Consider the following 14,296-nt stretch of genomic DNA (forward strand, 5'->3'; position numbering starts at 1 on the left):
ACTAATAAAAGACTAGGATGATAATCTCCTAGTCTTAAAATATTATTTATTTTCATCTAATGCTTTATGAGAAGCATTTACGCGACCTTGTTTGTCAATTTCAGTTATTTTCACTTCAATTGAATCACCTATACTTAATACATCCTCAACTTTATTAATACGTTCTTTTGAAATTTGAGAGATGTGTAATAAAGCATCTTTACCGGCAAACAATTCTACAAAAGCACCATACTTTTCAATACGTTTAACTTTTGCATTGTAAACTTGGCCTACTTCCGCTTCACGTGTGATATCTTCAATAATTTCACGAGCACGGTTAATCATGTCTTGATCAATTGCACCTATGAAGATTGTACCATCTTGTTCAATATCTAATTTAACACCAGTTTCATCAATGATTTCATTAATTTTCTTACCACCTGGTCCAATTACGTCTCTAATTTTATCAGGTTTAATATGCATTATTTCCACTTTAGGAGCATAAGCACTTAATTCTTTACGTGGTTGATCAATTGTTTGTAACATGTGATCCATTATCGCTAATCGACCTTGTCGTGCTTGTTCTAAAGCTTCTTCGATGACTTCACGTGTTAAACCATCAATTTTAATGTCCATTTGTATCGCAGTGATACCTTCTTTTGTACCTGCAACTTTAAAATCCATATCCCCTAAAGCATCTTCCATACCTTGGATATCCGTAAGAATCGTATAACTATCTTCACGTGTAACTAGCCCCATTGCTATACCTGCAACAGGCGCTTTAATTGGCACACCAGCATCCATTAAAGCTAAAGTTGAACCACAAATTGATGCTTGTGAAGATGAACCGTTAGATTCTAATACTTCACTTACAATACGTACGGTGTAAGGGAATTCAGTTGTATCTGGAATAATGTATTTTAATGCTCTCTCGCCTAATGCACCATGTCCAATCTCACGACGACCAGGTGCTCTAACTGGTCCTGTCTCTCCAACAGAGAAATTTGGGAAGTTGTAATGATGCATGAATCGTTTTTCTTGTTCAGGACCTAGTCCATCAATAAGTTGATAATCACCTAATGCTCCTAATGTTAATACAGATAAAGCTTGTGTTTGTCCACGTGTAAATAAACCTGAACCATGTGCTCGTGGTAATAAACCAACTTCAGATTCAAGTGGTCTAATTTCATCTGGTTTACGCCCATCAGGTCTAATTTTTTCATCAGCGATAAGACGACGTACTTCCTCTTTAACTAAGTCATTTAAAATTGCATAAACTTCATCAATTAACAATTCATTTTCAGGATCTGCTTCGTCAACAAATTCAGTTGCAATTTCAGCTTTTAACGAATCCAAGTTTTCGTCACGTTGTTGTTTATCAAATGTTAGAACTGTTTCTTTTAAGCCTTTTTCTTCAGTAAGTGTTTTAACTCTTGAAACCAGTGTTTCATCACGTTCTACAGGTACAAATTCTTTTTTAACAGGTTGAATGTGAGCTACCACTTCTTCTTGGAATGCTACTAAACGTTTGATTTCATCATGTCCGAAGAAAATAGCTTCTAACATTTCTTTCTCAGTTATTTCACTTGCACCAGCTTCTACCATGTTTACAGCGTCTTTATGACCAGCAACTTCTAAATCTAGACGTGAAACTTCTTTTTCCTCAACGGTAGGGTTAATTACATATTTACCATCAACATAACCTACATTAACACCAGCAATTGGTCCTTGGAAAGGAATATCTGAAATACTTAATGCCATTGAAGAACCTATCATTGCAGCCATTTCAGGCGAACAATCTGGATCAGCGCTTAGTACTGTGTTCATAATTTGAACGTCATGTCGATATCCTTTAGGGAAAAGTGGTCGAATTGGTCTATCAATTAAACGTGCAGTTAATGTTGCTTCATCTCCTGGACGACCTTCACGTTTTTTAAATCCTCCTGGAATTTTACCAGCAGCATACATTTTTTCTTCATAATTAACTGTTAATGGGAAAAAGTCACCATCACGCGGTTCTTTAGATGCTACAGCCGTAGATAATACAACCGTATCTCCATAACGTACTAAAACTGCACCATTAGCTTGTTTTGCTAATTGTCCTGTCTCAATCGTTAACGATCTTCCAGACCACTCAGTTTTAAACACTTTCTTTTCTTGAGACATTATGAATCTCCTCTCTGAAATCTATTAATTACATCATATCATTTATTTTTCAAATTTTATATTAGTGATTTATATTAAACGATAAAAAAAGGAAAGTACCAAACTAAATGGTGCTTTCCTCTTAATATATAAAAATTAACGACGTATACCTAATGATTTAATTAATTCACGGTAACGTTGAATATCTTTACCACGTAAGTAGTTTAACAAGTGACGACGACGACCTACCATTTTTAATAATCCACGACGTGAATGGTGGTCTTTTTTGTGTTCACGTAAGTGTTCGTTTAACGCAGCGATTTCTGCAGTTAAAACAGCGATTTGTACTTCTGGTGAACCAGTGTCAGTTTCGTGCACGCGATATTCTTTGATAATTTCATTTTTACGTTCTTGAGTGATTGCCATAATTAAATTCCTCCTAAAATTTGTATACACCTTAATCTGAGCTAGGCGTCGGAGTCTCAACCCGCCAAGATAAAGGAATAATATTTAAAGTTGAATTTTATTTTCTAGAACCCAACTTTAAATATTATACGATACATCATCACCGAAATCAACTGAAAGTAAGTATTTCGCTTTTTCTTTATCATTATTCATTTGTTCAACTAATGGATCAATACCATCAAATTTAACTTCTGGTCTTAAATAATGATGCCAATAAACAATGACACGTTCACCATATATGTTGTCATTAAAATCAAAGATATTAACTTCAATCACTACTTCAGCTTTAGAAGGATCGTGAAAAGTAGGTTTAACACCAACATTAGCTACACCACGATAGATCTTATTTTCAGCACCTATCGCCATACTAACAGCATAAACCCCTTTCTTAGGTAAAACATAATCATCACTTAGTTGAACATTTGCCGTAGGAAAGCCAATTGTACGTCCACGTTTCTCTCCTTGAACTACAGTGCCTTTAATTCGATAGAGATAACCTAACTGCTCATTGGCCTTTTTTAAATTTCCTTCTTTCAAAGCTTCCCTAATTGCAGTAGTAGAGATTTTTTCAGTATCCATTTCTTGTTTACCAACTAATGTAGTGCTAAATTCATCCATTTCATTTAATACGGACATGTTACCTTTTCCGAATTTACCGTAAGTAAAGTCAAAACCAGCAATCACTTCTTTAACACGATTATTAATAATATAGTCTTGAACAAACTCTTCTGCTGTTACACTCGCAAATCGTGAAGAAAAATTAATAACAATACAATAATCCACGTCGTGTTGTTCAATCATTTCAAGTTTATCTGAAAGTGGTGTTAAATAATCTGTGCGTTTACGTTCAGGATTTAACACAACAGAAGGATGAGGATCGAATGTTGTTACTGCCTTTTTTAGATTTTGCGCTGCAGCACGTTCATCCAATGCTTCAAACACTTTATGATGACCACGATGCATGCCATCAAAAAAGCCAAATGCCATCGCAACGTCTTCTTTTATCAATTGATTTTCTTGAATTGGATGGGTTACTTCTATCACTTTCATAACTTTAGACTCCTTTAATTAAATACTTTTTTAGGTTTTATTTCATGATTTTTATCCGGATGTTGAATATAAATTGCCATTACTTCCTCCGTCTCAGAATCAATAAAGACGAGTTGTTGTTCAATCATTTGATTAAATTGTTTTTTATTAAACTTTTGTCCATTTAATATTCTAGTTTTTATATTTTCATCAGAAACATAAATTTTCGGCAAACTTTTCAAACCATATTCTAAAGGAAATAAGTTTGATTGTAATGTGTCTTGCTCATGTAATTGAGAGATTTGATCTAATGTTATACTATCTTGAATGTCAAACCCACCTGAATTTATTCGTGTCAATAGCGACATGTGAGCTGGATACCCTAATTGTTTACCAATATCCGTTGCTAATGTGCGAATATATGTACCTTTACCACATTTAACCTCAATATTAAAATGACATTTCCCGTCTTCGAATTGAAGTTCAGAGGTGCGTGCTATCGAATCTATATTTACTTTACGAACTGGTCGTTCAACAGTTTCATCTTTTCGTGCATACTCATATAACTTTTTACCATTTACTTTAACAGATGAATACATAGGTGGAACTTGTTCTATAATTCCTTCAAATTGTTTTAAAACAGCGTCTACTTTATTAATATTTATTGCATTTTCTTGTACATCTATTTTATCAATAACTTCTCCTGTTTGATCTTCCGTAGTCGTACTTTCCCCTAGAGTTATGGTAGCGTTATAAGATTTTCCCATATCCATCACATAATCACTTACACGAGTGGCAGTACCAATACATACTGGCAATACCCCAGAAACTTCAGGATCTAATGTCCCAGTATGACCTATTTTCTTAGTTTTTAAGATTTTTCTTAGCTTAAAGACGACATCATGACTCGTCAATCCACGCTCTTTATATACAGGTAAAATACCATTATACATTTTTTCACATCCTTCAGTTTTAAGTACACCTATGTATCATAACTTATCTGACTTAACTTGTGTTATTTAATATAAAAGTAATAACACTAATTCGTATATCATATAGCTAAATTGGTAAATTTTTAATTACTTTAATTTTTAAAAAAAGAGTAGAACTGAAATTATACTAATTTCAATGTCCTACCCCTTAACTATTTAGTAAATTTGCTGTAATTAAGATTATAAATAATTATCTATCTTGCTTATGCAAATCTTGAATCATTTTTTCGATTTTATTACCATACTCAATTGATTCATCATATTCAAAGAATAATTCTGGAACGATACGCAATCTCATTCTTGAACCTAATTCAGATTTAATAAATCCTTTCGCTTTGTCTAAAGCTTTAAACGTATCATTAACTTCTTTTTCGCTACCTAAGACTGTAAGGTAAACTTTTGCTTGAGATAAGTCATTTGTTAAGTCAACGTCAGTAATTGTGATAAACCCTACTCTAGGATCTTTAACTTTATTATTAACGATATCCATTATTTCTTTCTTCATTTGTTCGCCTACACGTTCTGCTCTCATGTTACTCATTTATGTCACCTCAATATTTGATGTTACTCTTCTTTGCTATTTTATTCACTATTTAAGTTAGATTTAAACGCATTATCTTAAAGAAACAATATATTGTAATGTTCATCATTTAAAAAGGTGGACGGTTTCTCCACGTCCACCTATACATATATTGTTAAGTCTTATCTTTCTATTTCAACCATTTCAAATGCTTCGATAATGTCGCCTTCTTTAATATCATTGAATTTTTCAATTGTAATACCACATTCATAACCTTGAGCTACTTCTTTGGCATCATCTTTGAAACGTTTCAATGTATCTAATTCACCTTCGAATAGAACAATTCCGTCTCTAATAATACGAACACCTGCATTACGAGTAATCTTACCTTCAGTAACATAACTACCAGCAATTGTGCCAACTTTAGACACTTTGAATGTTTGACGTACTTCAGCTTGTCCGATAACTTGTTCTTCGAATTCAGGATCAAGTAAACCTTTCATAGCTGATTCAATTTCTTCAATAACATTATAAATAACGCGATGCAGTCTCATATCAACGTTTTCAGCTTCTGCAGCACGTTTAGCACCTGCGTCTGGACGCACATTGAAACCAATAATAATACCATTTGACGCATTAGCTAATGTAACATCTGATTCATTAATAGCGCCAACAGCAGTGTGAATAATACGTACATTAACGCCTTCTACATCAATTTTCATAAGAGAAGCTGCAAGTGCTTCAACAGAACCTTGAACGTCACCTTTGATAATCACGTTAAGATCTTTCATTTCACCTTGCTTCATTTGTTCAAATAAGTTGTCTAATGAAACATTTTTACTTTCTTGACGTTGTTGGATGACGCTTGCTTCATGACGCGCTTCACCAATGCGACGTGCTTGTTTTTCGTCTTTAAAGATAACAAAGCGATCACCTGCTAATGGCACATCATTGATACCTGTAATTTCTACAGGTGTAGAAGGACCTGCTGATTTAATTCTTTGACCTAAATCATTAACCATCGCTCTAATTCGTCCATATGTGTTACCTACAACTATTGAGTCACCGACATTTAATGTTCCGTTTTGAACTAATAGTGAAGCAGCTGGACCACGTGATTTATCTAACTCCGCTTCAATCACAGTACCTACAGCTTGTTTATCAGGATTAGCTTTTAATTCTTGGACTTCAGCTACTAAGCCAATCATTTCTAATAAATCATCAATACCTTCACCACTTAATGCTGAAAGTGGAACAAAAATTGTTTCACCGCCCCAGTCTTCAGGGATCAAACCGTACTCTGTTAATTCTTGCATAACACGGTCTGGGTTTGCAGTAGGTTTATCAATTTTATTTACAGCTACTATCGTAGGAACGTTAGCCTCTTTAGCATGGTTAATTGCCTCAATTGTTTGTGGCATTACACCATCATCAGCTGCAACAACTAAAATTGTGATGTCCGTTACTTGAGCACCGCGTGCACGCATTGTAGTAAATGCTGCGTGTCCAGGTGTATCAAGGAATGTAATTTTTTTACCAGCATTTTCAATTTGATAAGCACCAATATGTTGCGTGATACCGCCTGCTTCTCCAGCTGTAACTTTAGTATGACGAATTGAATCAAGTAATGTTGTTTTACCATGGTCAACATGTCCCATAATTGTAACTACGGCTGGTCGTTCAATTGCATCTGGATCAACTTCTTCTTCATCAAAGTAAATTGATAAATCTTCTTCATTTACAACGACTTCTTTTTCAAGTTCAACACCATAATCATCCGCAATCAATTCTAGTGTTTCTTCATCAAGTGCTTGGTTAATATTAGCAACGATGCCTAATAAGAATAATTTTTTAATAATTCCTGATGATTCAATATTTAATTTATCAGCTAACTCGCCAACTGTAATGCCTTCTTCATATGTGATTTTAGATGGCATTTCTTTTGGTTCTGCTGCTGGTTTATTATTTTTGTTACCTTTGTTGTTTTTATTACTTTTATTGTTCTTATTATTTTTGTTATTTTTGGCATTATTTTTATTGTTATTATTGCCTTTTTGATTCGCGTTACCTTTGTTGTTCTGTTTGTTATTATTTTTAGTATTGTTTTGTTGTTTTTGGTGATTATTTTGAGTGTTTTGTTTTGTATTCTTGTTACTTTCTTGTGGTCTAAACTTTTTATCAAGCGTTTTAATTTGATCGTCCTCTAACGCTTGCATATGGTTTGATACTTCTACATTCATATTTTTTAACTCATCTATAATCTCTTTACTTTTAACATTTAATTCTTTCGCATATTCGTAAATTCTTTTTTTACTCATATAATCACTCCTCACAATATTCATCTATCATCGACGTAAGCTTAGTCGCAAACCCAGAGTCTATTACTCCAATGTTCACACGTTCCGATTTGCCTAAAGATTGTCCTAATTCTGCTCTTGTACTAAAGATTCTAAATGGAACATGATATGTTTCACATTTATTTTTTATATTCTTTAAAGTGTTTTCTGAGGCATCAGATGCCATGATAACAAGCTTTATATTATTTTTCTTTATTTCAGTAAGCAATACAGACTCGCCAGACTTTACTTTACGGGCTCTCATTGCTAAACCTAAAAAGTTTAAAATTTGTTCTTTGCTCATTTAGGAATCTCTTCTCTATAAATCAAACGTATAATTTCTTTATAAACAGGGTCTAGCTTCTCAGAATCTGCATTAAAATATCTTTCAAGTACGCCTTTTTCTTGGGCTACTTCAACACTTTCAACATCTTTTAAAACATAAGCACCTCTACCTTGTTGTTTCCCAGTACCATCAGCAAAAATGTCGCCTTCTTTGTTAATAACAACGCGAATCATATCTTTTTTGGGACGCATTTCATTTGTAATAATACATTTACGCATTGGAATCTTTTTCTTCTTCACTTAATTACTCACCCCAATTATCTGCTTATACGTCTTTTTCTTCATTGTCTGCTTCTTCGATATTTTCAGAAGGTTCATCTATATCTGCCGCTAATTCTGCAGTAGTTAAATTTGATTCCTCTAGATTAACATCTTCAATTTCGATATCTTCATCATCTGATTCTGATAAAACGATGTCTTCAGCTAATTCTTCAGATTCAATCACAGGATAAATTCCCGCTTCACGAGCATCAGTTTCTGATTTAATATCAATTTTCCATCCAGTCAATTTTGCAGCTAATCGTGCATTTTGACCTCTCTTACCAATAGCTAGTGACAATTGATAGTCAGGAACTACAACAACAGTAGATTGATTGTCTTCGTCAACGATAACTTCCAATACTTGTGAAGGACTTAAAGCATTACGTACAAATACTTTAGGATCTTCATTCCATTGAACGATGTCGATTTTTTCTCCACCAAGTTCTTCAACTACAGCTTCAACTCGAGCACCTTTTGCACCAACACATGCGCCTACCGCATCGATGTCTGGATTATCAGAATAAACACTAATCTTAGAACGATCACCAGCTTCACGTGCTACTGATTTCACAATAACAGTTCCATCATAAATTTCAGGAACTTCTTGCTCAAATAAACGTTTTAACAAGCCTGGATGACTTCTAGAAACGTAAATTTGTGGTCCCTTAGTTGTCTGTTCCACTTTATTAACATAGACTTTAATATGTTCGTTAGGAATATATTTTTCGTTAGGACTTCTTTCAGCTTCAGATAAGACCGCTTCAATTCTACCTAAGTTAACATAAACGTAACGATGGTCAACTCTATCGATAACACCTGTTAAAATATCATCTTCTTTATCAATAAATTCAGTATACAGAATTTCTCTTTCAGCATCTCTTAGTCTTTGCATTACTGCTTGTTTAGCAGCTTGTGCACCAACACGACCAAAATCTTTTGGTGTAACATCTTCTTCGTAAATATCACCAACTTCATATGCTGGATTTTTAACTAATGCTGTACTTAAATCTACTTCGTCTCTGTCATCAAATACTTCTTCTACAACTTCTTTACGTGCTATAACTTTAAAAGTACCTTCATCCATATTTAATTCTACACGTACGTTTCTAGCACTATCATAGTTCTTTTTATATGCAGTTATTAAAGCTGCTTCAATTGCATCAATTAATACTTCTCTAGGGATTTTCTTTTCTTTTTCTAAATATTCAGTTGCTAATAAAAGTTCATTACTTGCCACAATTATTCCTCCTCATCACGTTAAATCATTACAGCGTGACGTGCTTTTGCAATTTTATTTCTTGGTATTTCAATTTGTTTTGTTTTAGCTTTTTCTTTAACTTCCATCGTGATTGTGTCTTCATCAACAGCTTTTAAAATTCCAAGCCACTCTTTATCGCCTTCAATTGGCGCATATAATGATACAAATACTGGTTTATCAATTGCATTGTGATAATCTTTTTCTTTTTTAATTGGACGTTCCGCACCTGGTGATGCTACGTCTAAGTAGTACATATCTGGAATTGGATCATTCTCATCCATTGCCTCGCTGATTTTTTCAGATGCAAGTGTGCAATCATTTAAATCGACACCGCCCTCTTTATCAATAGAGATTCTTAAGAAATGATCTTTCCCCTCTTTAGTGTATTCAACTTCAACTAATTCAAAATTCAATTCGTCTAAAATAGGAGTTATGATTGTTTCTACTTCTTCAGTGATTTTACTCATACAGGCCTCCTTTTTCGGCAAATAGAAAAGAGCGGGTATATGCCCACTCTTTCTGCCTGAGTCTAATTTTTTACGCACATTAAGTATATCACACTTTAATTCCTTAAACAAATGTCTATCTCTTGCGTCACATAGACTAATAAAATACTTTTGAACTTGAAATATAAAATTACATATCAAAAATAGACAATTGTGCCTTATCTGGAAGATTAGGTAAAGAACCTAAATCATCAAGATATTCAATTATTTTTTGAGATAAACCAGCCTTTTTATTTAAATCTTCTTTAGATAGGAATGGCCCATCTTCTCGCGCTTCAACAATACGTTTAGCAACATTCTCTCCAAGTCCAGGTACAGAAATAAATGGAGGAATTAAGCTATCTCCTTCAATAATAAAGTCAAATGCCTGACTTTTCTCTAGACTAATTGGTTGCATACGGAATCCGCGATGAGCCATTTCATTCATAATTTCTAAGACAGTAAGAACGTCTTTTTCTTTTTTACCGAGGTCCATGTATCTTGAATACATATCTTTGACTGTATTCTTTATGCTTTCTTTGTCTTTAATCATAGTAATTAAATCAAAGTCTGATGCACGAATTGTGAAATAAGATGCATAATAATAAAGCGGATGATGTACTTTGAAATATGCAATTCTCACTGCCATTAATACATATGCAGCCGCATGGGCTTTAGGGAACATGTACTTAATTTTCAGACAAGAATCTAAATACCAATCTGGTACATCATTCTCTTTCATAGCATCTATCATTTCTTCAGTTAAACCTTTACCTTTACGCACTGACTCCATTGTTTTGAAGGCCATTGAGGGTTCTAATCCTGCATACATTAAATAAACCATGATATCATCACGACAACCTATAACGCTTGATAAATCACAAATACCTGAACGAATTAATTCTTGTGCATTACCTAACCAAACATCAGTACCATGAGATAATCCTGATATTTGTACAAGTTCTGAAAAAGTTGTTGGTTTCGTATCTTCTAACATTTGTCGAACAAATCCTGTACCAAATTCAGGTACACCGAACGTTCCAGTCTTACAAAGTATCTCCTCTTCAGTTACACCTAATGACTCAGGACTACTAAAGATTTGCATTGTCTCTTTATCATCTACTGGAATGGTCTTAGGATCTATACCAGATAAATCTTGTAACATACGAATCATTGTAGGATCATCATGTCCTAATATATCAAGTTTTAAAACATTATCATGGATGGAATGGAAGTCGAAATGCGTTGTCATCCAAGAAGCGCTTTGATCATCTGCAGGAAATTGTATCGGGGTGAAATCATAAATATCCATGTAATCAGGAACTACTATAATCCCACCTGGATGTTGTCCTGTTGTACGTTTTACACCTGTACATCCTTTAACCAGACGATCGATTTCCGCACCACGTTTATGGATACCTTGGTCATTTAAGTAGCCTTTGACATATCCAAACGCCGTTTTTTCGGCAACTGTACCTATTGTTCCTGCACGGAACACCTTGTCTTCCCCGAAAAGCACTTTAGTATAGTTATGAGCGTTTGGTTGGTACTCACCACTAAAGTTCAAGTCAATATCAGGAACTTTATCTCCCTTAAATCCTAAGAATGTTTCAAATGGTATGTCTTGCCCTTCTTTAATAAGTTCAGCACCACAAGTGCTACATTGTTTATCAGGTAAGTCAAACCCTGAACCTACAGACCCATCATCAAAGAATTCACTCGTTTTACAGTTAGGACAAATGTAATGAGGTGGCAATGGATTAACTTCAGTTATTTCAGTCATTGTTGCCACAAAACTAGATCCAACCGAACCACGCGAACCTACTAAATATCCATCATCTAGAGATTTTTTAACAAGACGTTGTGAAATTAAATAGATAACAGAGAAACCATTTCCGATGATACTTGCTAGTTCTTTTTCAAGACGATCGATTACGATTTGTGGTAAATCTTCACCGTATAATTTTTTGGCATTTGTGTAGCTTAGTTCACGAATTTCTTCATTTGCTCCATCCATACGTGGCGTAAACAATTGATCTTTAATTGGAATAACTTTTTCAATTCGGTCCGCTAATTCATTTGTGTTTTTAACAACTATTTCATGTGCCTTTTCTTCACCTAAAAAGTGAAACTCATCTAACATCTCATCTGTCGTTCTAAAATGCGCTTCTGGTAAAGTTGAGCGATTCAAAGGATTACCAGGTTGAGATGCGATTAGGATTTTACGAGCAATCGCGTCATGTTCATACAAATAATGCGCATTTCCTGTCGCTATTACTGGAATACCTGTACTTTCTCCTGCTTTTAATATACGTTCATAAATTTCATAAAGTGTTTCAGTATCTCTAATGAGTTCTCTATCAATAAGATCTTGATACAGTTTAGGTGGTTGTACTTCAATGAAATCATAATATTTAGCGATTTTTTCAACTTCCGATTGGTCTCTCTGCATTACAGCAGTGAATAATTCACCTTCATCACAAGCTGTTCCAACTAGTATGCCTTCACGATATTCATTTAATAATGAACGTGGAATTCTAGGAGTTCGATAATAGTATTTAACTAATGAGGCACTTACAATTTTAAATAAGTTCTTTAAGCCTTCTTGTGTTTGAACAATTAATGACACATGTGTCGGACGTGCACGTTTATATGCATCCTCATTAGACAGTTTTTGATTAATGTCTTTATGATTTGTAACTCCTAACTCTTTCATTTGCTGAACCATCTTAATGAAGATATACGCTGTAGCCTCAGTATCATAAATGGCTCTATGGTGTTGAGTTAATTCTACACCATATTTTTTCGCTAAAAAGTTTAATCCGTGTTTACCATATTCAGTATTAATCGTACGTGATAGTTCTAAAGTATCTATGACACCATTCGTTGATGGCCCAAAGCCAAGTCTTTCATATCCAGTGTCAATAAAGCCCATATCAAATGATGCATTATGTGCTACAAATATAGCATCTCCAACCCACTCTTTAAATTCAGTCAATACTTCCTCAATCTCAGGTGCATCAGTCAACATATCATCAGTAATGTGAGTTAAATTAATGATTGTTTCTGATAATTTTTCGTGTGGATTACTAAATCGTTCAAATTTATCAATAATTTCCCCATCTTTAACTTTAACGGCGGCCAATTCTATAATTTGATCGTATTGGTTTGAAAGTCCAGTTGTTTCAACGTCAAACACAACATAAGTTGCTTCTTTAAGATCTCGATCTGTTGGTTTGTAAGCAATAGGTACTCCATCATCTACGAGCATACCTTCCATACCATAAATCATTTTAATACCATTTTTTTCAGCGGCACCATGAGCATCAGGAAAGGCTTGAACAACATTATGATCTGTAACTGCTATCGCTTTATGTCCCCATTTTGCAGCTTGATTAATATATGCACTTATATTAGGAATACCATCCATTTGACTCATTGATGTATGTAAATGAAACTCTACACGCTTTTCTTCAGCTTTATCTTGCTTAGGTGTCTTTTTGATTTCTTCTATATCAGTCATCATCATTACTAGATCTCTTACAAACGTGTCTTCTTCAATACGTCCTTGAGCACGTACCCATTTACCTACACTTAGTGCCTTAAAGTGATCTAAATCATCTTTATTTTTTCTTGTAAACATCTTAAGTACAAGAGAATCTGTGTAGTCTGTTACTTTTAACTCAACAATATGACGACCACTCTTTAATTCTTTTAGGTTAATATCAAATATAACCCCTTCAATCGCTACTTTGAACTCTTCTTCAATGATTGATTCAATTGGTTTTATATTATCAATTTGTATCGGTTTACCAATTTGACACTTATCAACATTACTTTCATTGTTATCTTGTTGTTTCGCTTTTTCTGCTTTGATTTTTTCAATTTTTTCAGTAGCTTCACGAGCACTTTTTTCATCTTCTTCTTGAATATGTGCTTCTAATGAAGCTAAATCATCATAAGAACTTGAGTCGTCCGTTTCAAAAACAACTTTATCAATATCAAAACCACATTTACGAAAAGCTTTTACTAAGCTACCATTACATACTTTGTCAAAGTGATTTCTTTCGATGTCATTAGAGGTCATTACTTTCAACACATTACCAGACATAATTAAACGCTTCTGTTTAAGTTGACCTTTTACTTTAGGTGAAAGTGCAGTATGTTCTATACAATGACCAAAATATTTGATAGCATGCTCATCTTGATTACTTGTATCTTGAATTGTAAAATGCCAATCAACTTTGGCAATTTCTTTAAATTCTTCAGTAATCGCATTTGTGAATATTAAATAATCTTCATGTGATAGAAAATATGGCAATGTAATTTGAAATTCCCACGTTCTATTTTTATTTGACACATCTACTCGCGTTAATTCACCTTTTTCAATGATTGTTTGATCTAGTTGATTGGAAACTTTAATCTGGTCAGCGAGTACTTTGAATTTTTCTTGATTCGTCATTGCCATGACAGATAACCAC

At 34.0% G+C, this 14,296-nt stretch carries 11 protein-coding genes; all 11 read right to left on the reverse strand.

Annotation, left to right across the window (positions count from 1 at the left end):
- Positions 1–42: 42 nt before the first annotated feature.
- The 11 genes from pnp to HMPREF2737_RS01620 all read right to left on the reverse strand — a co-directional run bounded on the left by pnp (position 43) and on the right by HMPREF2737_RS01620 (position 14,283).
- A complete protein-coding gene (gene pnp, locus HMPREF2737_RS01570; protein WP_037551618.1) occupies positions 43–2,145 on the reverse strand; it encodes a polyribonucleotide nucleotidyltransferase in 2,103 nt (700 codons plus the stop codon).
- A 135-nt stretch (positions 2,146–2,280) separates the two neighbouring features.
- On the reverse strand, positions 2,281–2,550 hold the full coding sequence (gene rpsO, locus HMPREF2737_RS01575) for a 30S ribosomal protein S15 (RefSeq protein ID WP_011275926.1): 270 nt from the start codon (positions 2,548–2,550) through the stop codon (positions 2,281–2,283).
- A 117-nt stretch (positions 2,551–2,667) separates the two neighbouring features.
- Complete coding sequence (gene ribF, locus HMPREF2737_RS01580; RefSeq protein WP_037551620.1) at positions 2,668–3,639, reverse strand: riboflavin biosynthesis protein RibF; 972 nt, start codon at positions 3,637–3,639, stop codon at positions 2,668–2,670.
- A 14-nt stretch (positions 3,640–3,653) separates the two neighbouring features.
- Positions 3,654–4,571: a tRNA pseudouridine(55) synthase TruB gene (truB, locus tag HMPREF2737_RS01585; RefSeq protein WP_037551621.1), complete on the reverse strand. Its 918-nt coding sequence runs from the start codon at positions 4,569–4,571 to the stop codon at positions 3,654–3,656.
- A gap of 229 nt (positions 4,572–4,800) precedes the next feature.
- Entirely contained in the window at positions 4,801–5,151 is a 351-nt protein-coding gene (rbfA, locus tag HMPREF2737_RS01590) for a 30S ribosome-binding factor RbfA (RefSeq protein ID WP_037551622.1), read from the reverse strand.
- Between the two features lie 161 nt (positions 5,152–5,312).
- Positions 5,313–7,448 (reverse strand): translation initiation factor IF-2, encoded by a 2,136-nt coding sequence (infB, locus tag HMPREF2737_RS01595; RefSeq protein WP_037551624.1) that lies wholly within the window; start codon positions 7,446–7,448, stop codon positions 5,313–5,315.
- Between the two features lie 4 nt (positions 7,449–7,452).
- Positions 7,453–7,770, reverse strand: coding sequence for a YlxQ family RNA-binding protein (locus HMPREF2737_RS01600; RefSeq protein WP_037551625.1), 318 nt, complete (start codon positions 7,768–7,770; stop codon positions 7,453–7,455).
- The gene (rnpM, locus tag HMPREF2737_RS01605; protein WP_037551627.1) at positions 7,767–8,051 is read right to left on the reverse strand and encodes an RNase P modulator RnpM; all 285 of its coding nucleotides are present in this window, start codon (positions 8,049–8,051) and stop codon (positions 7,767–7,769) included. The genes HMPREF2737_RS01600 and rnpM overlap by 4 nt, the downstream gene beginning before the upstream one ends.
- Before the next feature lie 25 nt (positions 8,052–8,076).
- Complete coding sequence (gene nusA, locus HMPREF2737_RS01610) at positions 8,077–9,309, reverse strand: transcription termination factor NusA (protein WP_037551629.1); 1,233 nt, start codon at positions 9,307–9,309, stop codon at positions 8,077–8,079.
- Between the two features lie 20 nt (positions 9,310–9,329).
- Positions 9,330–9,797 carry a ribosome maturation factor RimP gene (gene rimP / locus HMPREF2737_RS01615; protein ID WP_037551630.1) on the reverse strand — a complete coding sequence of 156 codons (468 nt, stop codon included), beginning with the start codon at positions 9,795–9,797 and terminating at the stop codon, positions 9,330–9,332.
- Positions 9,798–9,966: 169 nt separating this feature from the next.
- Complete coding sequence (locus HMPREF2737_RS01620; RefSeq protein ID WP_037551633.1) at positions 9,967–14,283, reverse strand: PolC-type DNA polymerase III; 4,317 nt, start codon at positions 14,281–14,283, stop codon at positions 9,967–9,969.
- Between the last annotated feature and the right edge of the window lie 13 nt (positions 14,284–14,296).

It is taken from the genome of Staphylococcus sp. HMSC069D12 (assembly GCF_001810405.1).
GTDB classification, from domain to species: Bacteria; Bacillota; Bacilli; order Staphylococcales; family Staphylococcaceae; genus Staphylococcus; species Staphylococcus haemolyticus.

Excerpts from the sequence above, each read along its gene's own strand:
- pnp (WP_037551618.1), bottom strand. The coding sequence starts at position 2,145 with ATGTCTCAAGAAAAGAAAGTGTTTAAAACTGAGTGGTCTGGAAGATCG.
- rpsO (WP_011275926.1), bottom strand. The coding sequence starts at position 2,550 with ATGGCAATCACTCAAGAACGTAAAAATGAAATTATCAAAGAATATCGC.
- ribF (WP_037551620.1), bottom strand. The coding sequence starts at position 3,639 with ATGAAAGTGATAGAAGTAACCCATCCAATTCAAGAAAATCAATTGATA.
- truB (WP_037551621.1), bottom strand. The coding sequence starts at position 4,571 with ATGTATAATGGTATTTTACCTGTATATAAAGAGCGTGGATTGACGAGT.
- rbfA (WP_037551622.1), bottom strand. The coding sequence starts at position 5,151 with ATGAGTAACATGAGAGCAGAACGTGTAGGCGAACAAATGAAGAAAGAA.
- infB (WP_037551624.1), bottom strand. The coding sequence starts at position 7,448 with ATGAGTAAAAAAAGAATTTACGAATATGCGAAAGAATTAAATGTTAAA.
- HMPREF2737_RS01600 (WP_037551625.1), bottom strand. The coding sequence starts at position 7,770 with ATGAGCAAAGAACAAATTTTAAACTTTTTAGGTTTAGCAATGAGAGCC.
- rimP (WP_037551630.1), bottom strand. The coding sequence starts at position 9,797 with ATGAGTAAAATCACTGAAGAAGTAGAAACAATCATAACTCCTATTTTA.
- HMPREF2737_RS01620 (WP_037551633.1), bottom strand. The coding sequence starts at position 14,283 with ATGGCAATGACGAATCAAGAAAAATTCAAAGTACTCGCTGACCAGATT.